Below are 25,290 nucleotides of genomic sequence, written 5' to 3' on the forward strand. Positions count from 1 at the left end.
TTATGACATAAACTTCTGTAAGAAGTCACGTAATGGTTTAGTTTTTTTTAATTCTCACTCTGACCGGGAAATTACATTTTTTTGGGAATAAAAAAAGCCCCTGCCGTTGCAGGAGCTTTTTATTTAATATTTTGAAAATCAATATTCTGATCTTTTCTATACGCTAAAACACTACCGGTACAGAACCTGATTTACAGCTTCAATGGTACGTTTTGCATTGGGCATGAAAGTATCTACCAATGTAGAAGAGTAAGGCAGAGGCGTATCTCTTCCTGTCACCCGGATAACGGGTGCATCGAGGTAGTCAAATGCCCTGCGCTGAAGGATATAGGCAATTTCCGTAGAAATTGACGCAAGCGGCCAGGATTCTTCAACCACAACGCAGCGGTTGGTTTTTTTCACCGAGTTGATCACGGTGTCATAATCAATCGGGCGCAGGGAGCGAAGGTCGATCATTTCGGCTTCGATTCCGTTTTTGGCTAGTTCTGTACAGGCTTCAAGTGCCACATGAACCATTTTGCCAAAAGAGACAATGGTTACATCTTTCCCGGGGCGTTTGATATCTGCTTTATCGAGCGGAATCAGGAATTCTTCCCCTTCAGGAACGGGGCCTTTTTCACCGTACATCACTTCCGACTCCATAACCAAAACCGGGTTAGGGTCGCGAATAGCAGATTTGAGCAAACCTTTACCATCCGCAGGAGTACTGGGAGATACGACTTTAAGACCGGGCGTATTGGCAAACCAGTTTTCAAAACTTTGGGAGTGGGTAGCAGCCAGCTGACCGGCAGCACCACTTGGCCCACGGAAAACAATAGGAATGTTAAACTGGCCACCGCTCATCTGATACATTTTCGCGGCATTGTTGATGATCTGATCAATTGCTACCAGCGAAAAGTTGAAGGTCATAAACTCCACGATCGGACGGAGACCCAGCATAGCTGATCCTACTCCGATACCGGCAAAACCCATCTCAGAAATAGGCGTGTCTATCACTCTTTTAGGGCCAAATTCTGCCAGCATTCCCTGGCTGACTTTGTATGCGCCATTATATTCAGCCACTTCTTCCCCCATAAGGTAAACACGCTCGTCGCGGCGCATTTCTTCGGACATGGCTTCACGGATCGCTTCTCTGAATTGTATTTCTCTCATTTATTGGAAATAAGCTCTGTTTGATTCGGGGCCGAAAGATAGAAAAATTTTCATAAACGGGAGAACTTTTTCACACATTTCAATTGAACAAAGGTTTTATGGCTACTATCTTAATTTTTTCCAATTTTTGGATTATATTTGTGAAGTAATGTCTATGCCTAAGCTTCTCTGTATCACCTTCGCCGCCTTGCTCTCTGTACATGTCTCATTTTCAGCAAACTATTACGTCAGTAATAGTGGAAATGATGGCAATAACGGTACCTCACCTGCCACCCCGTGGGCTTCACTTGGAAGAGTGAATCTTGCTATGGATTTCCTCCTCCCGGGAGATAGTATTTTATTTGCCAGAGGCAGCACATTTATTGGTGCCCTCCTTATTACCGAAGGCGGCACAGCCGCCAAACCCTTGTATTTTGGGGCCTATGGAACGGGCGATGCGCCACTGTTTAAAGGCTCCATACCCGTAAACAACTGGACCAATACCGGCGGCAATATCTGGAAAGCACAATGCACGCTTTGCCCCGATTACCCGACCAACCTCTTTCTCGACTCTGTACTACTTCCCAAAGGCAGATATCCCAATGCAGATGCGCCAAATGGCGGTTATCTCACCATAGATGACAACAATGGGAAGCTCAGTATTACCGATTTAAGCCTGCCCGCCTCGCCTAACTGGACCGGTGCGGAAGCTGTGGTAAGAACCCGCAGATGGATCATTGACAGAGTTCCTGTCGCCAATCACACAGGAAATACGCTCACTTTCGGTAACGGCGGTACGACCAGTGCCCTGCTCGATGGATACGGATATTTCCTGCTCAACCATATCTCCACACTTGACCGCCATGGCGAATGGGCTTATAATGCAAATACAAAAACTTTTTATGTGTACCTCGCGGGAGTAAACCCCAATACACATATAATTGAAGCACCTGTTGCCGAGCTGGGTCTTTATAGTGGCTACCGGGATTATATTACCGTAGAAAATATAAATTTCACCCGATACCTTCAACTGGCGATTTACTTTACTCATACCGTAGGCATCGTATGTAAAAATACTACGGTAAGCCAGACAGGGAAAGATGGTGTGTATTTCGAAGACTGCGAATCCATGGTTTTCGACAATAATTATATCCACGACACCCACAACGATGGTGCCCGGTTTAGCAAATGCGACAATACCTTTATCAGAAACAACGTCATCCGCAATATCGCCATGGATCCCGGCCTGGGAGGCAATGGCAACGGAGAATACCTCGGTATTCATATGAAAGGTGATAATGTACTGATTGAAGACAATCTGATCGAAAATATCGGGTACAACGGCATTTATTTTCTTGGTAGCAATGTAAAAGTCAACCGGAATATTATTAAAAACGGATGCCTCAGCAAAGACGACGGTGCAGGAATCTATACATGGAGCAATGGTACGGTTGTAGAAACCGGCAGGGAAATCACCAATAATATTATCCTCAATATTCAGGGAAATGGATTTGGTACGGATGATTCTACCAAACGCGTGGGAGAAGGCATCTATACCGACGATCGCTCTGCCAATGTGCTCATCAAGAAAAACTCCATCGCATGGTGTGGCGATAAAGGCATCTATATTCACAATTCCCACAATATAGATGTTGTGGAAAATACCGTGTATGCCGCTCCACGGCAATTATATATGCGCCATGATGATGGAAAACCCACCTACCCGATTTATGACTGCGATGTCATCGGGAATGTGTTTGTCAGCCTCAGCCCGGATGAGGTATGTGTTGACCTGTTTACCTACAAAAATGATGTCGCCAACTTTGGCATTATCAATAAAAATTACCTGATCAGCCCGCAAGACCCTGACTGGATCAACCGCCGGCGCTGGAATCCTACCTACCCGGCAGGAAAAGAAATTGTGGAAGAATTTTCGCTCAAACAGTGGCAGACCGTTACCGGCTATGACCTTACGTCCAAACCAAGTCCGGTGTATTACCCTGAATTTGAAGTAAATTCCGTCTCTGGGGTAAATATTATTCCCAACGGGAATTTCAACTCAAACCTCAACGGATGGACTTGTTTTGGCAGTGGCGCCGGCAATAATTGCGACCTGAATCTGACCAATATTCCAGATCTGGACGGAAACAGCATGCAGATAACCTTTAATCCTTTTACAGGAAACTCTACCTCGCTGGCAAAAATTCTGACTGGCCCTATCGCGGCAAACCGACAATACCTGCTTACCTACAGCACAAAAGGCGTAAAAGACTTCAGCGCCACAACGATTTACCTCAAGGATAAAGCAACCAACAAAGTCATTGCACCTGCCGGAATCCGCTCTTTCAATAGTAAAAGAATGGAACAACAACATCTTTTCTACACAGAAAAAGGGGTAACCAAAGGACGGCTTGAGCTAAAAATCAGCGAAGCCGACCAGTCTATGTGGGTCGATAATGTCGTCTTGCAGGAAGCGACCGTTACCACAATCAATATGGAAGATTTTACGCGTTTTGAGTACAATGATACCTATTCATCCAAAACCGTTACGCTCAATAAAAACTACATTGACCATATTGGGAATGCCTATTGTAGCGGATCAACCATCACCCTTGCCCCGTTTACTTCCATTGTATTGATTGAAGAACCCGCAGCAGAAACCGGAGATGTATATGATCTTACCTCTTTGACCAATATTACCCATCCGTCTGTGAGTGGTTGTGACTGGAAACACTTTGAATCCGCTACCGGAGAAGTTTTTCTCTCTATTAATCCACAGCAGAGGGATCTCGGTTCTACCTCCGCGGATGTGTACCTCTATACTGGCTCTGTTCGCGCCTATGACGACAACCGGGTAATCAACCGAAACTGGGTGATTCGCCCTGAAAAAACGCCATCCGGGCCGGTGAGGGTGCGGCTCTACCTGACACAACAGGAGCTCAATGAGATTATGCTTGCTGACCCATTGGTCAACGATATTCACGACCTGGGGATTTTCAAATTTTCTGCCGATGACCCTTTGCAGGAAAATGACGACTTTGGAGACAACAGCAATGGCCAACTGTCTTACATAGACCCAGCCAATATCACAGTCGGAAGCCATTCGGGAGGTTATTATATGGAATTTGAAGTAGCGAGTTTCAGCGAATTCTGGATTGGGGCAGCCAGCAGCAGTACGGGTTTTCCTGTAGAATTTTTGGAATTTACGGTTACACCTGAAGGCAATCACGCGCTGCTTGACTGGGCAACTGCCTCTGAATTGTCCAATAGCCACTTCGTCATCGAAAGAAGCCTCGATTCCTATATCTGGGAAGCGCTGGATGAAGTACCCGGAGCAGGAACCAGCGACCGGGTCAAATATTATCAATACAGAGACAAAAACCCATTCTCCGGCGAAAGTTTTTATCGCCTGCGGCAGGTAGATTTTGATGGTGGATTTGGCTATTCAGAAGTCAGAAACTTCAGATTTCAGAGCCAGCGTGATTTTGTCTCGGTCTTCCCCAACCCATTCAGTCAGTCACTGAATCTGTATGCAGAACTCGCAGAAGAAGGCCCCGTAACACTCCAAGTGCTGGATCCTGTAGGAAAAGTGGTGTATGAAACAACTATTACCCAGACTGGCAGCCGAACCCTTGAAAAAGAGATCCCCCTTCCGCGATTTTCAACTGGCGTTTATATGCTTACGGTAGAGACAAAACAAACGAAACTTGTGAAAAAGGTTGTGCGTATTGACTAATGTTAATGAATGGTAACCTAACAGATATTTTGAAATCTACGTACATAACAGTAGATTCGTAAAACACACAAACTACAAGAAAGTATAAAATATTATGAGAAATTATTTTGATACCCCGGTTAGTGAGCGGCGCAAAAGCAGCTTTATTGATACCGGCGAAGCCAACGCTTTTCTGCGGCAGGTATTTGTAACCATGTCTTTGGGACTATTGATCACAGGGATGGCTGCATGGTATGTAGCGCAGAGTCCGGCGTTGATTAGTTTTTTCCTGACAGGAATCATGAAATGGATCGTGATGTTTGCCCCACTGGGTTTTGTACTGTTTCTGTCTGCTCGTATTCATAAAATGAGTTTTACAGCAGCCAGCCTCACTTTCGCTACTTATTCACTGGTTACGGGGATCAGCCTTTCGTTTATATTCCTGGTATTCAACATTGGGGTCATTTCCCAGACCTTCTTCATCACAGCAGGTACATTTGGTGCGATGGCAATAATCGGCCTGACGACAAAGGTTGATCTGAGCAAATACAGCACAATTTTGTACATGGCACTGATAGGGATTATTATCGCTTCAGTGGTCAACCTCTTTCTGGGTTCGTCAATGTTTGACTTTATCATCTCGGTTGCCGGTGTCGTGATTTTCTGTGGCCTTACCGCTTATGATACACAGAAACTGATGGAAATCGGTATGCATGCAGATCCAGAATCTGAATCCACCAAGAAAATAGCGCTGATGGGCGCCCTGACTTTATACCTCGACTTTATCAACCTGTTTCTATTCCTTCTCCGTATTTTTGGAGGAAACAGAGATTAACAGTTACAGGTTTTGAAATATTATCAAGCCACTGCCTTTAGGTAGTGGCTTTTTTATTTTAAGGAAAAGAAATATTTTCTGCTTTCGATAATCTGTATAGCGGCCTGATTTTTGTCATTATACCTTAAGCGAAAAAAAATACTTGTGCTGTTACATTCTGATCACATTTTAAAAGACTGAAAGCATTATAGCGTGTTTGATTTACGGCTGAAACGCTTCACTATTCCTGATTAAGTGAAACTTTTTGCCATTCTTTAGCGATTTTTTTACAATACCCCTGGTTATCGCAGGTAATATTCCTGCTGTTTTTTCACAATTATACAACCTTAATTACCAAATAATGATGTAAGTTTTGTAATTTCTGAGAGTTTTATTGCTCATCGAAAAGGGCAAAGTTTACAGGGGACGTAAACCCGGTTTTTTGCCCGAAAACTATTTTTTTTTCAATCCTTATTGCCTAATGAATATGAATATTTTACTGGTCGAGGATAATCCGGGTGATGTCAGGTTGACAAAAGAAGCGCTGAAAGAAACCAGATTCTTTGATAATGTAAATCTGTCTGTTGTTCCCGATGGAGAAGCTGCCATTCACTATCTCTACCGCCGGGGAAGATATGTTGATGCAGAAACACCTGACCTCATATTTCTTGATCTCAACCTTCCCCGAAAAGATGGAAGAGAAGTACTAAAAGAAATCAAGCAGGACAAAAAGTTACGAGTTATACCCGTAGTTATACTTACAAATTCAGAATCAGAACAGGATATTCAAAAAAGTTATGACCTTCATGCAAATTGTTACATAACCAAACCTGTAGATATAAACCGCTTTTTTGAAGTAATCAGAAGTATCGAAACCTTTTGGTTTAGCATTGTTAAACTCCCCAGACAGCAATTATAGTGGAAAACAGAATCCAAATACTGCTCATAGAGGATCATATTCCCGATGCAAGGCTCATCCACGAATATATTCGACAGGTTACGCACCAACGCTATAACCTGATCATTGCGGGTACACTTAAGGAAGGGAGAGAGATCCTTTTCAACAAAAAAATAGATATTATTCTCCTCGACCTGAATCTGCCCGATTCCATGGGGTTTGATACTTTTGAAAATATCTACAGTGAGTTTCCGCTGCATCCTATCGTAGTGCTCACAGGTGAGACCGATGAAAAGCTGGGGCTCAGAGCAGTAAAAAGTGGTGGCCAGGATTTTATATCCAAAAATGATCTTTCCTCCAAATACCTCTCCCGGGTAATCAACTATGCCATCGAACGCAACCAGCTTCAGCGCAATCTTCACCAGGCACAGGATCTCGCAAAAATAGGCAACTGGGATCTCAATATTGAAACCAATGAGATGACCTGCTCCCCGATTGTGTACTCAATCTTTGAGACAAAACAGGGAGAAGAATTCAGGACCTTGCAGGACTACCTTATGGCTGTACATCCGGAAGATCAACAGGAAGTAGCCCTGAAGCTGAAAAAAGTGTTTGAAGATGGCGGCTCCTTCGAAGTGGATCACAGAATAGCATTTCCCGACGGAAGGGTTAAATATTCTGTATTTCAGGGCAAAGCCCAGATGAATCAGGACAATCACCCGGAAAAGCTGGTAGGATCGGTTCAGGATATCACCGAGCGAAAGCAAATCGAGGACCTGAAGCAGATGAATGAGTTGAATGCCCGGGCAATGCAACTGCGGCAGGAATTTCTGGCAAAAACCAGCCACGAAATCCGCACCCCTCTCAACCCGATTCTCCTGCTTACCACCCTCTTGCTGGATTCTAACCTTTCTTCTACTCAGCGGGAACAACTGGAGGCGATCAAGTCGGCTGGAGAAACGTTGCTTGCAGTGGTCAATGATATTCTCGACCTCTCCAAAATTGAAGCGGGCAAAATCGACTTCAGCCATCATGGATTTAACCTCCGGCAGGTATTTGATCATGTAGAAGACATGATGGAGCTTTCTGCCAATGGAAAAGGGCTGAAGCTTATATTTAATCTTGACAACCGTATTCCGGAGCGACTGGTCGGCGACAATGTCCGGCTGACGCAGATCTTACTAAATCTTGTGGGCAACGCAATCAAATTTACCCACAAGGGCAATATTACCATTGAAGCTAAACTTATCGATCAGTCGAAAGAGAAGGTAAATATTTACTTTAAAGTTTCTGACACAGGTATCGGTATCCCACAAGACAAGCTGAAAGTGATTTTTGAAAGCTTCCAGCAAATCGAAAACGAGGACAACCGACGCCAGGGCGGCACCGGATTAGGGCTTACGATTGTCAGACAACTGGTAAAACTTCAGGGTGGCAATATCAATGTTACCAGTAATGTAGGAGAAGGGTCTGCTTTTGACTTTGAACTCGGATTTGACCTGACTCTCCCCGAAGAAGGGCCCAAACCAGAGGTCGTCATCGACAAGACCAAGTTTACCGGCATGGAAATACTACTGGTCGAAGACAATCCGCTCAACCAGATGGTAACCCGGAAACTACTTTCTGACTGGGGAATCGATATTCAGATCGCCAACAACGGGCGGGAGTGTATCGAGAAACTTGAGGAAAAAAACTATGACCTGATCCTGATGGATGTGCAAATGCCTGAGATGAATGGATATGAGGCCACCCAACATATCAGGGAGAAAATGGATTCGCCCTACCGTGAAATACCCATCATCGCACTTACTGCGAATGCATTTACAGGAAGCGACGATGAATGCCTGCGGGTAGGAATGAATGACTATGTATCAAAGCCCATTGAAATCGCCAATCTTTATACAAAAATTCTTCAACACGCCAGAACCGGAAAACGAAAACTGGATTCTACCCAGCAGTCCAACGGTAAACAGCAACTGCACGTTAATGGTAATGGTTCAAATAATTCCCCAAAGGAAGAAAGCCTAAAGACGTTGGATAATATGCCTTTAAAGCAATATACAGATCTCACATACCTCGAGCAAATCTCTGGAGGAGATGCGACTATCATCCGGAAAACTATCGAAAAATTTCTCGAAACAACGCCAGATATGCTTGAAAAAATGTCTCTCCAACTAGACAATAAGGAGTATGACGAACTTGGAAAAACTGTACATAAACTAAAAAGTTCGGTGGCATTCATGGGGATTAATTCTATAAAAGAGACCATTCTCGAAGTAGAAAAAGTCATTAAAACTCATTCCAACCAACAGACGCTCCAGGCGCTGGTCGGGAAAATCCGTGAAGTGATAGAAAGTTCTTTCGCCGAACTCGAAAATAGCCTTCCGACACATTGATACTGGATAATTACCATAATTCCTTCTACATTCGTAGCTGACTTTCTATTGAACTATGACACAGGACTTCAGCTTTACCACTGCAGCAGGCAATCTTATCTCAATTACGCTCTATGGCGCAGAATCGCTCGGAGATGGCCCTGCTATTCTATATGTTCATGGCCTGAAAGGATTTAAGGACTGGGGGTTTGTGCCTTACGCAGGTAATTTTTTTGCTGAGCGGGGGTTCAGTTTTTTCTGTTTCAACTTTTCACACAACGGAATCGGAAAGGACAAAGAAAACCTGACGGAGACTGATAAGTTTGAAAAAAATACTTTCAGCCTGGAGGTAAGTGAAACCTTAGAAGTCATTCATCTGATCACCCATACCAATTTTTTCGGTAAAGATCTCCACCACAAACTGGGACTGATCGGTCATAGCCGGGGGGGAGGGATCAGTATCCTCGCGGCGAGCCGGGCCGAAAAGGTAGCAGCGCTATGTACCTGGGCTGCGGTTTCAAATTTTGACCGGTATACCAAAGAAGATCGACAAAAGTGGAGAAAAAAAGGACACTACGAAGTAGTTAATTCCCGTACCGGACAAATTTTAAAAATGGGACTCCCGATTTTGGATGATCTGGAAAAAAATGGAAGGAGCAAACTTAATATCCTTCAGGCTGCCAAAACATTCCAGCGCCCGCTCTTGCTGCTACACGGGCAGGAAGACGAAACTGTTCCATTTTTTGAAGCCGAACATCTCAATATTTACGGAGATCCCAACCACACGCTCATGCGCATTATCCCAAATGGTACCCATACATTTGGCGCAACCCATCCCTTTACAGAAACCACTGCGCCGCTTACCCAGGTGCTACAGCATAGCCTGGATTTTTTCAACAAACACCTCAAGTAATCATGTCCTTTCAAAAGCTGATTCAGGAAATACGTCAGAAAAAATTTGCACCGGTATATTATCTCCACGGTGAAGAGACCTATTTTATCGATAAAATTGTCGAAGAACTAGATAAAGACGGGGCTGTCCTCACCGCTTCAGAAACAGCTTTCAACAGAGAAGTATTGTATGGCCCGGAAACAACCGCAAGCAAAATCATCAATGCCTGCCGCAGTTTTCCAGTCATGGCACAGTACAAACTGATCATCCTGAAAGAAGCACAACGCCTCAACAAAACAGAAGCCGACAAACTCAAAAGTTATCTGGCACAACCGGTCCCTTCCACGATTCTTGTCATGGCATTTAAAGGACCGAAAACCGGCCTCCCCGCCGCTGTGGCAAAAACCCTTCATAAAAGCACTGCTGTCTATCAGGCAAAAAAAATGTATGATCAGGATGTGCAGCAATGGGTAACAGGGCATATCAGCGATATCGGACTCGAATGCGACCCCGGCATTCCTGCTATACTGGTGACCAATCTCGGTACAAACCTAAACCTCATAGAAAATGAGCTGGAGAAAATGTTTCTCTATCTGAAAGCTACAGGTCAGAAAAAAATCACCCAACAGTTTGTGTATGAAATGATCAATGTCGATAAGGAGTTTAATGTGTTTGAATTGACCAATGCCCTCGGAAAAAGGGATGTGTATCGATCACATATGATCATTGACCGACTGACTCAAAATTCGAAAACAAATCCGCCGGTGCTTACGGTCAATGGATTGTTTCGCTTCTTCCATCAGATTGCGCTGCTGAAGCAGTTTCAGTTGAAAGATGTAAATGCGGTAAAAAATAAGCTCGATGTCAACTATTATGCAGCAAAAGATTATCTGGAAGCCAGCAAATCTTATAACCTCTCACAGGTGTATCGAAACATCGGCTATATTCAGGATGCCGACCTCCAGCTAAAAGGAATGATCCCCTCAAACATGGATGAATCCCATGTCCTCAAAACCCTTGTCTGGCAGATTCTCAACTAAAGATTATTTCAGCATGCCCAATGTTCCCGGAAGCCAGAGACTGATTTCGGGGATGTAGGTGGTCAGTATTAAAATTAGCAGCATGGCCATAAACAACGGCAACAGCGGCCTTATCAGCCTGCTGATACTCACATTGGCTACGGCAGCACCCACAAACAAAACAGAACCCACCGGCGGTGTACAAAGACCAATACAAAGGTTCATGATCATGATGATCCCAAAATGCACTGGATCAACCCCCAATTCCTGCACAACCGGCAAAAATATTGGAGTAAAAATCAATACCGCAGGCGTCATATCCATAAATACCCCTACGGCCAGCAGCACAAGATTGATGATGATCAGAATGACAATTTTGCTATCGCTAATGGAGAGAAGCGCAGCACTGACATCCTGAGGAATATTTTCAAATGCAAGCACCCAGGACATAGCCATAGAAGTGGCAATCAGAATCAGTACGATAGAGGTAGTCTTGACTGCATTTAACAATACTTCCGGCAAATGCGAGATTTTCACTTCTCCATAAATAAAAGCCAGCAATAAGGTGTATAGCACTGCAATCACAGAAGCTTCCGTTGCGGTAAATACCCCGGCGATGATTCCTCCAATGACAATCAACAGAAGAAACAGGCTGGGTACAGCATCCAGAAAAGTCTGGAAACCCATCGTAAACCGATAAAATTCCTCCCCTTCTCGATTGTCTTTTTTTGCATATACCCCACCCCACAGCAAAAAGGCAATCTGGCTCAGCGACCGTTGGATTCCGGAAAGTTTATGGGTGAATATTTTCCTTCCAAATACAGCCATCACCGCCAGATATCCCCCCCATAATAAAAAGTTGAGCAGATAACGCATCGTTGTATTTTCCATCGCCCCAATCACACTTCTGCTGAGTGCAACCATTCCCACCAGCACCAACAAGCCCGGTATTGCATACATCAGACGACGCGCTACTTTTTCTTTCGACAATTTGCTCTGTGTCGGGTATTTTTTCCTGACAGCGATCACCCCTGCCACCAGCATCAGTACCAGCCCAATCAGCACGCCGGGGATATAACCAGCCACAAACAGTGCACCGATAGAAACACCGCCACTGGCAAGAGAATAGACAATCATAATATTGCTGGGAGGAATAATCATACCCGTAGTTGCGGAGCTGATATTTACCGAAGCATTGTATTCAGGGTCATATCCTTCATCGACCATCTGGCTGTGCATCGCCCCACCGATGGCCGAGGCAGCAGCTACCGCAGATCCCGAAATAGCCCCAAAAAGCATATTGGCGAGGATATTGATATGGGCCAATGCGCCGGGAAGCCATCCGATCAGGGTACGGGCAAAACTGATCAGCCGACGGGCAATTCCCCCCGCATTCATCAATTGCCCGGCAAGGATAAAAAACGGAATAGCCAGCAACGGAAAACTATCGAGGCCGGTGGCCATACGCTGTGCGATTGTACTGAGCGCAATATCGCCCGGCATACTTACGGCAATCGTCAGGATAGCTGATATGCCAATGCTGTAAGCGATCGGCACACCGATAGCCAGCAGAATGATAAAACTTAAAGCGAGTATAAGAACTGTCATGTCAGGATAATAGTAGGTAGTAAATGGATTAACTGTTTTTCACCTCAAGGATATTGGCCAGGCTATACCATGCGGTAATCAGTCCGCTCACGGGAACAGCCATATACAGATAACCCAGTGGCATAAAGAGAACCGGAGAGGTTTGTTTCAACTCAAAGGTGAGCTTTGTGAGAAAAAAACCACCCAGGGTCATCACTACAAAAGCAAATACAAAAACCACCCCGTGAATAACCATATTCAGGTTTCGTTTGGACCGCCCGGCCAAACTATTGGGAAGCAGGTCAACGGCCAGGTGCATATTCTTACCCGTAGCATAAGCAGCACCCATCAGGCCCAGCCATACCAGAAAAAACCGCGCGAGTTCTTCCGAAGCAGAACTCGCAGCTGCAATTACCCCCCACTGCGCAAGGAACCGGGACAGAACCTGCCAGGTGACATTGATCACCATGAGAGACATAAATACAATCAGAATGATTTCGAGAATCCGGTCAATGGATTTTTTCATTGAGTCAGGGTAGAAGGGTTAATGGAAGAACTTACTGAATCGGCCTTTACATTTTGTATCTGAAGGATGAGATCATATAACTCAGGTTCCGATTTGTACTGATCAAAAACGCCCGAAAGCTTGTCCATAAAAGGCGTTTTATCGGGGTAAATCACCTCTACGCCCGCAGCTTTTATTACATCCAGCGATTTTTGTTCGGCTTCGGCCCATGCTTTCCTTTCAAAGATGACAGACTCATGTACGGCTTCCATAAGCCATTCGCGCTCCTGTGCCGAAAGAATTTCCCACCACCTCGTACTGATCAGCAAGACATCCGGCACCGCTGAATGTTCATTGAGGGAATAATATTTGCAAATTTCATAATGCCGGGAGGTTTCAAAGCTCGGCGGGTTATTTTCTGCCCCATCGACCACCCCCTGCTGGAGCGCGCTGTACAGTTCCCCCCAGTCAATGGGGGTAGCAGATCCGCCCAGAAGATTGACCATATCTGTGGCAGTTTTACTTTTCTGGACACGAATTTTCATCCCCGAAAGGTCATCAGGGGTATGAATACCTTTTTGTGTAGTATAAAATGATCTGAAACCCGCATCGTAAAAACACAGTCCGCGAAGGCGATAAGCGGAAGGAGCTTCCAACAACAATTCTCCGATAGGGCCATCGAGCACCTTAAACTGATGTTCACGACTTCGCCATATATACGGGAGGCCCAGTACCCTGAGCTTTGGCGCGAAATTTTCCAGTACCGCACCCGATACCTTGGTTATCGCAATGCTGCCAACCTGGAGGAGTTCTACGGCCTCTCTTTCCCTGCCTAATTGTTCATTGGGATAAATGTCGATCAGAAGTTTGCCATCGGAGATTTCGGCGCATCTTTTAGCCATAAACTCCATCGACTTGTGCACAGGATGGTCGATCGGAAGCCCGTGTGCCAGCTTAAGAGACCGATGGTTCAGAATTTTTTCACAGGACAAACCACTCAGCATGCACACGCCAAGTATAATCGCCAGTATTCGTTGTTTTCTCATTGTCAGAAACCAAAATATGCTTTCGCATTGTGATAACAGATATTCTCCACCAATTGCCCCAGCCATTTGCGATCATTGGGCAATTCTCCATTTTCAACATCATTGCCGAGCATATTACAAAGAATTCTTCGGAAGTATTCATGCCGGGGGTAAGAAAGGAAACTGCGCGAATCTGTAAGCATACCTACAAAGCGGCTCAGAAGGCCCATATTGGAAAGCGCATTGATCTGTTTTTCCATCCCGTCTTTCTGGTCGAGAAACCACCATGCCGAACCAAACTGCATCTTACCGGGAAATGAACCATCGTTAAAATTGCCGATCATGGTAGCCATCAGTTCATTGTCGCGGGGATTGAGGTTGTAGAGAATCGTTTTACAAAGTTTATTTTCGGTGTCGAGCCGGTTGAGAAACTTTGCCAGTGGCCGGGCGATTTCAAAATCACCGATCGAATCAAAGCCTGTATCAGGGCCCAGCAGCTTCACCATTCGGGAACTATTGTTTCTCAGAGCACCGAGGTGAAACTGCATTGTCCAGCCTTTTTCATGATACATTTCACCCAGATGGTATAAAACGGCTGATTTAAACTGCTGAATCTCCTGAGGATCGGGGGTTGTACCCAGCCTCACTTTATGAAAAATGCGGTTGATGTCGTCATAGTCAAACGCCTCTGCATACATCGTCTCAAGACCATGGTCAGAGAGTCGTGCGCCATTTTCATGAAAATAATCCACCCGCTCCTGTAAGGCATTCAACAAATCGATAAAGTGACTGATTTCAAAACCCGTAACTTCCGAAAGCCTTTCCATGTACGCATTATAGGCAGGAGGATTTTCGATATTGAGTGATTTATCGGGGCGGAATGCAGGGAGAACCTGAATACCGAAATCGTCGGCTTTGATTTTTTTATGAGCTTCCAGAGAATCTATAGGGTCATCGGTTGTACAGATAACCTTTACATTCATTTGTTTGAGGATACCGCGGGTCGAAAAATCAGGCTGCTGAAGTTTAGCTGTACATTCATCATAAATCTCTCTGGCCGTATCGGAATTGAGAATTTTAGAAATCTCAAACGGACGCTTTAGCTCCATGTGCGTCCAATGATACAGCGGATTGCGCATGGTCCACGGCACTGTCTCTGCCCATTTTTCAAACTTCTCATAGTCTGAGGCATCGCCGGTACAATATCTTTCGGGGACACCATTGGTGCGCATTGCCCGCCATTTGTAGTGATCACCTTCCAGCCAGATACGGGTGAGGTTTTCAAATTGCCGATCATTGGCAATATCCTCCGGAGACAAATGACAATGGTAGTCAATCACAGGCATGTCTTTCGCATGCTCATGGTAGAGAAACCGGGCAGTTTCTGTTTGTAATAGAAAATGTTCGTCCAAAAATCCTTTCATGCGTTGATGATAATAAAAAAAATGGTATATAAAAAAAGCCAGCCCTTTCGGACCGGCAAAAAAAAAATGCTTATTGAGCAAGGGTGTTAGGGATTCATGTATAAATCAGCGATTTATTTTATAAAGACCCCTTTATCATCATATCTCAACTGGCGGCGTCTGCCATCGATCGAAATATCTATTTTGTAGTAACGGGCTTCCGGCGCATCAAGATAACCCGTTTTGAGCAGTGTCGCTCCCGGAAAATTTTTCCGGAAATGTGCCATAGATTCTGCCGGCATCATATTTAACGGTACTTCTATATCGGTGCGTTCCCACACTTCAGAGAAAGAATAGTGTGCAGTCATTTTCAATTCATGGTTGACAAAAGTAACCTCATACCCGGAAGCATCTTTTTTCCAGCTTGCCATTTCAGCATCAGGAAAATGGTCTTCAAACACATGAGAGAGACTTGTCGGAGGCGAATAGGCCCCTCGGGTTTGTGCCTTAAGGTAAGTAGTAAAACATACCAGCGCACAGGCGATTATCCAAAATCTGGTCATGGCCGTTGGTTAGGGTAAATATTATAGATCACAAAAGCGCCTAAACATAATAGATTTTTCGCATTTTCACAAACTCCGAAAAGTCTCTATATTCGTTTTATGACTACCACTCACCGAGCGACCTACAACCCCGGACAATTTACCGGCCTGATTCTGGGGCCTGCTTTGTTTTTTATCACCATTCTTACCGGTGGCCCTGACAGTATGCCGGAGCCAGCCGTCGGTATATTAGCCACCACACTCTGGATAGCCGTCTGGTGGATCACAGAGGCTATACCAATCGAAGCGACGTCCATATTGCCGATTCTGCTTTTTCCTTTTACGGGCGGGCTTTCTATCGGACAGACCACTGCTGCTTATGGGCATCCGCTTGTTTTTCTTTACCTCGGCGGCTTTATCATAGCCCTGGCCATCGAAAAATGGAATCTGCATCAAAGAATTGCCCTCAATATTATTTATGTGGTGGGCACCAATCTGCCCATGCTGATTTTGGGTTTTATGCTCGCCACGGCGTTTATTTCTATGTGGATTTCCAATACAGCCACTGCACTGATGATGTTGCCCATCGCTATGGCAGTGGTTACCCACCTCAATGATCATTCAGAAAATACGGATATCCATATATTTGCCCGTCCTTTGATGCTTTCTATTGCCTATGCAGCTTCAATCGGGGGAATGGCTACCCTGATCGGCACACCCCCCAACCTCGTATTTGCGAGTGTGGTAAAAGAAATCTTTCAACAGGAAATCACTTTTTCGCAATGGATGCTGGTTGGCCTGCCGTTTTCCGTTGCGTTATTATTTTTATGCTGGTGGGTGCTGACAAGGGGCATTTTCAAAGTCCAGCATCTCCCCTCTGGCACAGGCAGAGAAACTATCCGCCAACAGTTGAAAGGTTTGGGTAAAATGCAGGCCGAAGAAATTATGGTACTGATTATTTTTATGCTCACCGCATTTCTCTGGATTACCCGCTCTTTTTTGTTTGCCAAAAGGTTTCCTGCCCTGGACGATACCCTGATTGCCCTCGGTGGCGCGGTTTTGCTTTTTCTCATTCCTTCTCCCAATCACCCCGGAGACCGGCTGATGAACTGGTCAAATGCCATTCGGCTTCCCTGGGGCATATTGTTGCTGTTTGGCGGAGGACTGGCGATTGCCGCAGGATTTGAAAAATCAGGCCTGGCCGTATGGATTGGGAGTCAGATGACACTTTTGCATGGCGTCAGCTTTATTCTGATTATTCTGGTCGTGACGACTTTGGTAAACTTTCTTACAGAGATCACTTCCAACCTGGCGACAGCCAGTATGATTATGCCCATTCTTGCCGCATTGGCAATGGCTATAGGCATCCACCCTTATGGATTGATGGTTCCTGCGATTCTGGCAGCTTCCTGTGCCTTTATGTTACCGGTCGCCACCCCTCCCAATGCAGTAGTTTTTGGGTCGGGAATGATTCGGATTAAAGATATGGTGCGTGCCGGAATCTGGATGAATATAATTTCGATCGTACTGATCACTTTTTATCTGTACTGGATATTACCCCTGGTATGGGGAATTGACCTCCACACCTATCCATCAAATTTCCCGATGAAATGAGTTTATTTTTCCAGGCGCTGATCGCCATTACCCCTATCCTCGTCGCAGGGATCCTGCTGGTAGGACTTCGCAGACCGGCAAAGGAAGTTATGCCTCTGGTATATATTCTTGCTGTTTTCATTGCACTGTTTGCCTGGGAAGTACCGTGGAAACACGTTGCGGCGGCTTCCGTTCAGGGAATTTTTATTACAGGCGATATCCTGTATATCATATTTGGAGCTATTCTGCTTCTCAATACGCTAAAACACTCGGGGGCTATTACCGCGATTCGCTCTGGTTTTGCAGAGATAAGCCCCGATCCACGGGTGCAGACCGTAATCATCGCATGGTTGTTTGGCTCATTTATCGAAGGGGCATCGGGTTTTGGTACACCTGCGGCAATCGTAGCGCCCTTACTGGTCGCATTGCGGTTTCCGGCGGCAGCAGCAGTCATGCTGGGGATGATGGTGCAGAGTACCGCCGTGACATTTGGGGCAGTGGGAACCCCTATTCTGGTGGGAGTAAAAGGTGGACTGGAAAATCCGGCGATTTCCACCCTTCTCGCAGCAAAAGGGCTGAGTTTTCAGGATTACCTGTTGGTGATCTCCCGCAACGTAGCAATTCTTCATACTGTCGCCGGCACGATCATGCCCGTGCTGATGGTCATGTTGATGACCCGGTTTTTTGGCGCCAACAAATCATTTCGCGAAGGACTTTCCATATTCCCGTTTGCCCTTCTCGGAGGGTTTGCCTTTACGATCCCCTATCTGCTTACGGCACTTTTTCTGGGACCGGAATTCCCTTCCCTGCTGGGATCGCTTTTCGGGCTGGGAATCATGACATTTGCTGCAAAGAAAAAGTTTCTGCTCCCCAAAGACACCTGGCATTTTCCCGCAGAATCTCAATGGCCGGAAGGGTGGTCGGGCAACCTTTCGATGAACCTAAGCCAGCCATCTGGCAAACCTATGTCTGTCGGCAAGGCGTGGCTTCCGTACCTGCTCGTGGCTGTCTTTCTGGTAATCACGAGGTTACCGCAGTTACCGGTAAAAGATTTTCTGAATGGAATAGAAGTAAGCTGGACGAATATTTTTGGAACCGGTATCAGTGGATCAAGCAAACCCTTTTACCTGCCGGGTACGGTGTTGATACTTGTTGTGATCATCACTGGTTTTTTTCACAAGATGGATAGAAAAAAATTGTGGAATGCTATAGATGAATCGGGGCGAATGCTGCTTGGGGCCGGATTTGTATTACTCTTCACCGTACCAATGGTAAGGGTGTATATCAATTCCGGGATAAATGATTCAGGATTTGACAGCATGCCCATAGCGATGGCAGAATGGGTAGCGGGATCTGTAGGGAAAATCTGGCCATTTTTTGCGCCCGCTATCGGCGCATTGGGAGCATTTATCGCGGGAAGCAATACGGTGAGCAATCTCATGTTCAGCCTATTTCAGCATGGGGTTGCAGAAAGTCTTTTGATTTCAGGCGCGATGGTAGTCGCATTACAGGCGGTCGGTGCTGCGGCCGGTAATATGGTCGCCATCCACAACGTAGTTGCGGCATCTGCAACCGTAGGTTTGCTTGGAAAAGAAGGCGAAACCTTGCGAAAAACAATGATCCCCACTATCTATTATTTGTTGATAGTAGGGATCTCAGGTATGATCATGATTTATGTGCTGGGTGTTTCTGATCCGTTAATTCAATAAACGATCAATCCATAGGGAGATATTTATCGGAATAACGAAGCACTTTGGGTCGCCCGCCAGTCAGTATTTCAATTGAATACGAAGACTTTCCAGGCTCATCGTGAAGGGTTGTCTTTTTAATCACAGCATCCGGATAGTAATTCATGATATGCTGGCGTATACGATCATTCAGGAACTGTTCCCGAACATCAATATCCGTATACTTCCAGACACCATTTGCGGCAAAAATCGCCCGCATCGAATGGCCACCCTTTGTGAATTCAGCGAGATAGTCGCCGTTTAACCTGCTCCAGGACACTTTTTCCGCTCCGGAAAAAGATTCCTCAAAAGCATTTAAAATGGGAGCCGGCACCTCCATCATACCACGCGAAACACCATGGTCTGTGATTGGCTGGGCACTCACCAACTGCAATAAAAAAAACAAACTTAACAGAAAGGTAAAGACATTTTTCATGGCACAGAATTAAGAGCATCAGGGAAATAAACATTGTGCGCCTTAATCTATGATAAAAAATATTCCTACGCAAATCGAATTTTTCAATTTTCTAATTTCATGGCTTCCTGAAGGAATTTCGCGGATTTTTTTCAGTAAAAAATAATCATCCTTTCACTAAAAAATGCGTTGTATCACCTTTACCAGGCCAAACAATCCTACCCAGCCGATAGAAATTACACTCAGCCAGAATGCCACATCATATATCCTTCCGGGAAATAATGCAGCTGGCAGCCGCCGGTAGCGAAAATAAACGGCCACATACACCACCATAAACAGTATGATGGATGTGATTACCCCGCCGGTAAGCACCATAAATACCGGCTCTCCGACAATCAGAAATAATACTCCCCAAACGAAAGGAATCACCCAGGCCTGTACCGCCAGGATTCGGCTTCTTGAAACCGGGTTTTTATAGTCTATCCAACCGATCTGGCTAAAGGCATCACCATATATGCGTATCCATGATGCAAGGGCCGAAAATAGTGTGGAAAACAGCACAGCCACGGCCCCCATCAAAAATACAGATCTTGCCCAGGGGCCCAGCGATTCGGTGTACATTTTGGAAAGGGTTTCGACCATTTCATAACCTTTGGGAATTTCGCCCCGGGCATGGAGCACGGCTGCTCCCAGAAGGTAAAACGCAGCCGTAACGGAAGTATATACTACCATCGCAAGAATGGCATCCAGATACATGACTTTGATCCATCCTTTTGCGCGGTATTCCCATTCGGCATTTTCTTCCCGGGGGCCGGCATAACGGGCATACCCCTTTTCCAGGCACCAGTAGTTATAAAACAGTATTTCGTCTCCTCCTACTCCGGTAAGGCCAAATGCCCCGATCGCCACAGCAATTGCCGCTACCGGAAGCTGGAAAGTCAGCCCATCTCCGATCTGCGAAAGACTAATGGCATATGGTGTGTATTGAAGGAAAAACAGACAGCCAAACGTAAACAGGGTAAACATAGCAATCAAAGCCAGCGACACCCGCTCGATAAACTTGTAATGCCCCCTAAAAACCATCATTGAAACAATAATGGCTATAATAAATGTCCACACAGGAACAGGCATTTGGGGAAAGGCGATATTCATGGTAATGGCAACCCCGCCGATAATTCCGCCTACTTGCAGAAACTTGGTCATCATAAGTACCAGATAGGTCCAGATCGTCCAATGTGCCTTGCCAAAACGCGGTCCGGGAAGGTTGTTAAAGGCTTCCATGACTGTTTCGCCAGAGTAAATGGCGTGTTTCCCAAATTCCAGTTGAATGGCCACCTTCACTGCACAACTCACCAAAATCACCCAAAAGGTGATAAAACCAGCTTCCGCCCCCAGGGTCGTCGTCGCAATGAGTTCGCCCGAACCCACAATACTCGCCGAAAGGATAAAACCCGGCCCCAAAAACTTCAGCTTATCAAAAAATGCAATGGGGGGTTGTTTGACTTCTGTCAGTGCTTCTTTTCCAGTAGCAGCCATGTGTACAGGATTGGGTAGTAGATAATAGCAGCTTTAAGTAAGGAAAAAATATTGAATAATTGCCTTTCAATATCCTTTTTTCCAATCCACAACATTGACCAATGGATTTCCACTCAGATACCGCTTGAGATTTTCTGAAAATAATCTTGCAAAAGCCGCCACCTCTGACTCAAATCCACCGGAGGTATGTTGCGTCAACAGTATGCGCGGGCAAGACCAGAATATATGATCTTCAGGCATCGGTTCCTGAACCGTCACATCCACCACAGCGCCCAGCAACTGTTCGTTGTGCAACATTTCGGCCAGGGCTGATTCGTCCAGCACAGAGCCGCGGCCAATGCTTACCAGCACCGATTCCGGAGATAACAAAGACAGTCTTTGTCTGTCCAAAAAGTTTACGGTCGCTTCTGTTTCAGGTAAAACGGCAACCAGAATGTCTGCCCCCGGCAAAATAGCGTCCAGTTCGGCAACCGTTGTGATGTCTGAGTTTTCCTTTCTCCGCCCGTACATGATCACTTCACATTCAAACGCCAGCAACAGTTTTTTCAGGTGGGTGCCGATTGCCCCGGGGCCGAGTATCACCACTTTTTTTTGCCAGAGTGTGCGCACAAGTTCCCGCTCTTCTTTTCCACGCCAGGTATGGCTGACCTGAAGTCTTGCCAGATGGTCGATACGGCGGTAAATGGCCAATATTCCTCCAAGCGCTGTTTCTGATACGGAAATTCCGAAAAATCCGGCCAGGTTGGTAAGGGTAATTTTTTCGCCCAGCTTTTCCCAATCCAGCCCGATATACTGGTTTACACCTACAGAAGCCAGTTGGATATATTTCAGGTTTTGGGTGCGGTTGAGCCAGGCAGCCGGAACATTTCCAAAAACTGCCTCTGCTTTCATAAACGCAGTTTCGCGCGCTTCCGGCGGTAAATCGTCGCCATATACCAGTCTGTTTTCCGGGAAATGATTTTCCAGAAAATTCCTGACAGAAGCATCGACTGACTGGTAGATAAATATTTCCACGGGTATTTTATTTGGAGGGGCTATCAAATACCTGCTGCCAGAACTGTTCGTAGAGATTCCACTTCATGAAATTTATTCCCCAGTGCGGACTCGCGCCACTGGTAAAGCAGCTTACTTTGCCTTTTCCATAGTCATGTACGGCAAACAGCGGATACCATTTTCCCATGCTTTCAATTTCGACCACGGCTTCGGCTTTGGGCCTTACTGAAGTTTCATTAAAGCCCAGCAGCGGTGGGATCGTGTCCCAATCTATACCTTTAGCCATAGGATGATTGGTATTGGCACGCACTTTATAACCCGCCGTTGATTCAATGAGATCATCGTGCTGAAGACATTTGACAGGCAATACATCCTGAAAACGACTTCTCCCCCAGCCACCTTTTCCCAGTTCACCGCCAAAACTCAACCAGCCGCCATTCATATGAAAATGGCCGCCATTGTTTACCCAATCCCTAAGAATATCAAAACGGTCGGGGAAAGTCACCGGTTCATCTCCCCATTTTGCACGGGTAAAAAAATCGGGGTGAAGCATCAGGCATTTGGTTTCTACATCGCCAAAGATAATGGCTGTCGCCCAGTTCAGGCGTTTTTCAAAAGATTCGGGCGACATGCGGTAGAGCTCCCATGAAGGCTGGGAAATCACTTCTGCATCGGGAATCGAGCGGAGTGCTTCCACAAATGGCGCTGCATAGTTGAGGATTTCGACATCCTTACTGGGGGCTTCAAATGGAGATTCGATATAAGTCTGGCCGACGTGGATACACCAGTTACCCACATGCCAAATTCGGTGTTTTGCTGCCATACAATTATGTTAATACGTCCTGAATGGTAAGATCACGCCTAAAAACGGAGTTTGCAAATGGACACAGGGGCATTACCTTGATATCGTTTGCCCTCGCCCATTCAACCAAAGTGTAAACCAGCTCCTTGCCCGCACCTTGCCCCCGGAGCTCATCAGAGACTTCTGTATGATCGATAATTACTAATTTTTCACCGGCACGGGAATACGTCATTTCTGCCAGGATTTCATTATTTCTGCTGATAAAAAATGTCCCCTTACTGCCAGATTGCTGATGTTGAATTTCCATAGACTGACTGACTTAGCGAGTTTGTAGAGTGATAAACAGAACATTCAATCAAAATGCTATCATTCCTCATGTTTTCCAAAAATCTCGCCTACTTTATCAAATGACAAATTTTTGCATCTGATTTTTTAGCAATATTAGCTTTGTCAGGTCTACTCCATAACCGGAAAACTTCATTTCAAGAAAATGTACCATCACCTTATCAAAGGTCAGCTTGACCATCAGCGGCTGGAGTAATTCAAAATCGTAACGGAAACTTTTTCCGGGTTGGATATAGTCATACAACTGTTCGTATTTATCCCATCTTATAAAAATGATGTCCATGATTTCTCTGGCATTTTTTACTGACAATTTCCGGGGGGAAATGGCAGCTTGTATGCGGTCCATGCACAAAATAAATCCTTCCGGAAGGATCGTTTTACTCGCGCTCGTATTACCGGTTGCTTCATAAATCCCGAGCAAATAGCGGATGGCATTGCGGATATTATCTTCCGCTAACCAACCGCTTATTTCGGCAAGCCAGTCTGCCTGATTGCAATTGTCTTTTATCAGCGAATCTTTTACCCTGTCGCGGACAGCATTGATATTCACCAGATCCAGAATTGCCGCCTGGCTGTAGGACAACTCCGGATATTCGGCAATAAATTGTTTTGCATGTATTGCATTCGAAACTGCAAACACATGTTTACAAGGCCCGGCAACATCGTACAAACAGTTGCAGGAAAATGATGGTTTTTCGATCCGGAGATCAATCACTACCTGATAGATTTTCCCACCTGTAACCTGAGCAGAAAATACATTTCCAAATCGCTCAAGCTTCTGCACTCTTCCCTGGCGAAAATATTCATTTCCCCGGTCAATGGTATGAGGGAGTACGGTCCATGCTGAAAAATCCATAGGGAAACCTATTTATTCAAGACCTTCTCAAGCTTCTCTATTCTCAGCTTCATCGATTGAATCATGTCATCCAGTACCAATTCTTTAATTTTGGTTTTCTCTTTCTTTTTATCGGCTTTTTTTTCCTGCTCTTTTTTTATTTTCCTGAGCAGAGCAGTGATACTGGATTTCCGGAGAGCTTCAACTTCTTTTTCTTTTTTCTTTGCAGCTTTTTTACTTTTCATAATAAAGAGATGTGAGCGTTTCAGGAGTATGCGTATTGAAAAAAAAGGTGAACGATAACTTTTTACCGTCCACCTCTGATTAATAATTTTTTATAAAACTTAAGTGAATCAGGTATCCATTGAGGAATATCATGCCTGATTCTTCGGAGTTCTTTTCCAGCCGGAAGAGCGTTTGGATTGTGTCTGTACTTTTTCAGCGGAGCTCTCGACAAGAGGCACTTCTGTATTTGACACAGGTTTCTTCCATCCGGCAGGGCGACCACGGCGTTTTACCGGCGCATCAATAGAAACTTTTTTTACGGGAGTTTTGGCAGTTGTATCAACGGGCTTCTTCCATCCGACGGGACGACCGCGGCGTTTAACGGGTGCCTCTGCCACAACTTCTGCCGCAGGTGTATCTGCTACGGTTTCTGTTGCTTTTTTCAATGCAGCGGGACGACCGCGGCGTTTAACGGGTGCCTCTGACACAACTTCATTTGCGGGAGTTTCGACCACCGTTACAGCTTCACTTTTCACCTGAGCAGGGCGACCACGGCGTTTAGTGGGAGTTGTCGTTTTCGCAGCAGGCGTTTTAGCGGTCTTAGTTGTCTTCACCGTGCGGGAACCGCGTTTTTTGGGCTCAGGAACGACCACTTCAGGTGCAGGGATTTCGGCCATAGCAACGGTTTCTGTGGATTCCACTACCTCAACTGGCTGAGATTTGCTTAATTGTTCTTCAAGGATACGTTCAATTTTTGCCAGCTTCTTATTCAGGGTTTTTATTTCCCGTACCCACTTGTTAATTTTTTTTGCTTTCACTTTTACTGATTGATTAAAATACTTTTCTAAAAAAGTATTATGTCTTGCATGAGCTGTCTAATTAGCTATAAAATTACAACAAATAATAAAAATAG

At 45.3% G+C, this 25,290-nt stretch carries 22 protein-coding genes; 8 read left to right on the forward strand and 14 right to left on the reverse strand.

What is annotated here, in order from left to right:
• Window positions 1-171 precede the first annotated feature (171 nt).
• Window positions 172-1,152 carry a pyruvate dehydrogenase complex E1 component subunit beta gene (locus R3D00_24930; protein ID MEZ4776444.1) on the reverse strand — a complete coding sequence of 327 codons (981 nt, stop codon included), beginning with the start codon at window positions 1,150-1,152 and terminating at the stop codon, window positions 172-174.
• A 154-nt stretch (window positions 1,153-1,306) separates the two neighbouring features.
• On the opposite strand from R3D00_24930, the gene R3D00_24935 reads away from it, so the two are divergent.
• From R3D00_24935 to holA, 6 genes are all read left to right on the forward strand, one after another.
• Window positions 1,307-4,867 (forward strand): right-handed parallel beta-helix repeat-containing protein, encoded by a 3,561-nt coding sequence (locus R3D00_24935; GenBank protein ID MEZ4776445.1) that lies wholly within the window; start codon window positions 1,307-1,309, stop codon window positions 4,865-4,867.
• Window positions 4,868-4,961: 94 nt separating this feature from the next.
• A complete protein-coding gene (locus R3D00_24940) occupies window positions 4,962-5,681 on the forward strand; it encodes a Bax inhibitor-1/YccA family protein (GenBank protein ID MEZ4776446.1) in 720 nt (239 codons plus the stop codon).
• A gap of 466 nt (window positions 5,682-6,147) precedes the next feature.
• Window positions 6,148-6,579 (forward strand): response regulator, encoded by a 432-nt coding sequence (locus tag R3D00_24945; GenBank protein ID MEZ4776447.1) that lies wholly within the window; start codon window positions 6,148-6,150, stop codon window positions 6,577-6,579.
• Window positions 6,579-8,954, forward strand: a complete 2,376-nt coding sequence (locus R3D00_24950) for a response regulator (protein ID MEZ4776448.1) — start codon at window positions 6,579-6,581, stop codon at window positions 8,952-8,954. The genes R3D00_24945 and R3D00_24950 overlap by 1 nt, the downstream gene beginning before the upstream one ends.
• Before the next feature lie 55 nt (window positions 8,955-9,009).
• The gene (locus tag R3D00_24955; protein MEZ4776449.1) at window positions 9,010-9,846 is read left to right on the forward strand and encodes a prolyl oligopeptidase family serine peptidase; all 837 of its coding nucleotides are present in this window, start codon (window positions 9,010-9,012) and stop codon (window positions 9,844-9,846) included.
• A gap of 2 nt (window positions 9,847-9,848) precedes the next feature.
• Complete coding sequence (gene holA, locus R3D00_24960) at window positions 9,849-10,865, forward strand: DNA polymerase III subunit delta (protein ID MEZ4776450.1); 1,017 nt, start codon at window positions 9,849-9,851, stop codon at window positions 10,863-10,865.
• A gap of 3 nt (window positions 10,866-10,868) precedes the next feature.
• Here holA and R3D00_24965 read toward each other — a convergent pair whose 3' ends face one another.
• From R3D00_24965 to R3D00_24985, 5 genes are all read right to left on the reverse strand, one after another.
• On the reverse strand, window positions 10,869-12,452 hold the full coding sequence (locus tag R3D00_24965; GenBank protein MEZ4776451.1) for a TRAP transporter large permease: 1,584 nt from the start codon (window positions 12,450-12,452) through the stop codon (window positions 10,869-10,871).
• A 28-nt stretch (window positions 12,453-12,480) separates the two neighbouring features.
• Window positions 12,481-12,957: a TRAP transporter small permease gene (locus R3D00_24970; GenBank protein MEZ4776452.1), complete on the reverse strand. Its 477-nt coding sequence runs from the start codon at window positions 12,955-12,957 to the stop codon at window positions 12,481-12,483.
• Complete coding sequence (locus R3D00_24975) at window positions 12,954-13,982, reverse strand: TRAP transporter substrate-binding protein (GenBank protein MEZ4776453.1); 1,029 nt, start codon at window positions 13,980-13,982, stop codon at window positions 12,954-12,956. The genes R3D00_24970 and R3D00_24975 overlap by 4 nt, the downstream gene beginning before the upstream one ends.
• 2 nt (window positions 13,983-13,984) lie before the next feature.
• Window positions 13,985-15,385, reverse strand: coding sequence for a glucuronate isomerase (gene uxaC / locus R3D00_24980; GenBank protein MEZ4776454.1), 1,401 nt, complete (start codon window positions 15,383-15,385; stop codon window positions 13,985-13,987).
• A gap of 113 nt (window positions 15,386-15,498) precedes the next feature.
• Window positions 15,499-15,927: a hypothetical protein gene (locus tag R3D00_24985; GenBank protein ID MEZ4776455.1), complete on the reverse strand. Its 429-nt coding sequence runs from the start codon at window positions 15,925-15,927 to the stop codon at window positions 15,499-15,501.
• 99 nt (window positions 15,928-16,026) lie between these two features.
• Here R3D00_24985 and R3D00_24990 point away from each other — a divergent pair, with 99 nt between their 5' ends.
• Both R3D00_24990 and R3D00_24995 read left to right on the forward strand, forming a co-directional pair.
• Window positions 16,027-17,520: a DASS family sodium-coupled anion symporter gene (locus R3D00_24990; protein ID MEZ4776456.1), complete on the forward strand. Its 1,494-nt coding sequence runs from the start codon at window positions 16,027-16,029 to the stop codon at window positions 17,518-17,520.
• Entirely contained in the window at window positions 17,517-19,208 is a 1,692-nt protein-coding gene (locus tag R3D00_24995; GenBank protein ID MEZ4776457.1) for an L-lactate permease, read from the forward strand. Before R3D00_24990 ends, R3D00_24995 begins: the two co-directional genes overlap by 4 nt.
• A 4-nt stretch (window positions 19,209-19,212) precedes the next feature.
• Here R3D00_24995 and R3D00_25000 read toward each other — a convergent pair whose 3' ends face one another.
• From R3D00_25000 to R3D00_25035, 8 genes are all read right to left on the reverse strand, one after another.
• Window positions 19,213-19,662, reverse strand: coding sequence for a PepSY-like domain-containing protein (locus tag R3D00_25000; protein MEZ4776458.1), 450 nt, complete (start codon window positions 19,660-19,662; stop codon window positions 19,213-19,215).
• Between the two features lie 156 nt (window positions 19,663-19,818).
• A complete protein-coding gene (locus tag R3D00_25005; protein MEZ4776459.1) occupies window positions 19,819-21,177 on the reverse strand; it encodes an Nramp family divalent metal transporter in 1,359 nt (452 codons plus the stop codon).
• 66 nt (window positions 21,178-21,243) lie between these two features.
• Complete coding sequence (locus tag R3D00_25010; protein ID MEZ4776460.1) at window positions 21,244-22,191, reverse strand: D-2-hydroxyacid dehydrogenase; 948 nt, start codon at window positions 22,189-22,191, stop codon at window positions 21,244-21,246.
• A gap of 7 nt (window positions 22,192-22,198) precedes the next feature.
• Window positions 22,199-22,993, reverse strand: coding sequence for a glutamine amidotransferase (locus R3D00_25015; GenBank protein ID MEZ4776461.1), 795 nt, complete (start codon window positions 22,991-22,993; stop codon window positions 22,199-22,201).
• Between the two features lie 4 nt (window positions 22,994-22,997).
• Window positions 22,998-23,279, reverse strand: coding sequence for a GNAT family N-acetyltransferase (locus R3D00_25020; GenBank protein MEZ4776462.1), 282 nt, complete (start codon window positions 23,277-23,279; stop codon window positions 22,998-23,000).
• A gap of 96 nt (window positions 23,280-23,375) precedes the next feature.
• Window positions 23,376-24,173 (reverse strand): hypothetical protein, encoded by a 798-nt coding sequence (locus R3D00_25025; protein MEZ4776463.1) that lies wholly within the window; start codon window positions 24,171-24,173, stop codon window positions 23,376-23,378.
• Between the two features lie 8 nt (window positions 24,174-24,181).
• Window positions 24,182-24,397, reverse strand: coding sequence for a hypothetical protein (locus R3D00_25030; protein ID MEZ4776464.1), 216 nt, complete (start codon window positions 24,395-24,397; stop codon window positions 24,182-24,184).
• Between the two features lie 129 nt (window positions 24,398-24,526).
• The gene (locus tag R3D00_25035; GenBank protein MEZ4776465.1) at window positions 24,527-25,195 is read right to left on the reverse strand and encodes a hypothetical protein; all 669 of its coding nucleotides are present in this window, start codon (window positions 25,193-25,195) and stop codon (window positions 24,527-24,529) included.
• Between the last annotated feature and the right edge of the window lie 95 nt (window positions 25,196-25,290).

This window comes from Bacteroidia bacterium (assembly GCA_041391665.1).
Classification (GTDB): domain Bacteria; phylum Bacteroidota; class Bacteroidia; order J057; family J057; genus JAGQVA01.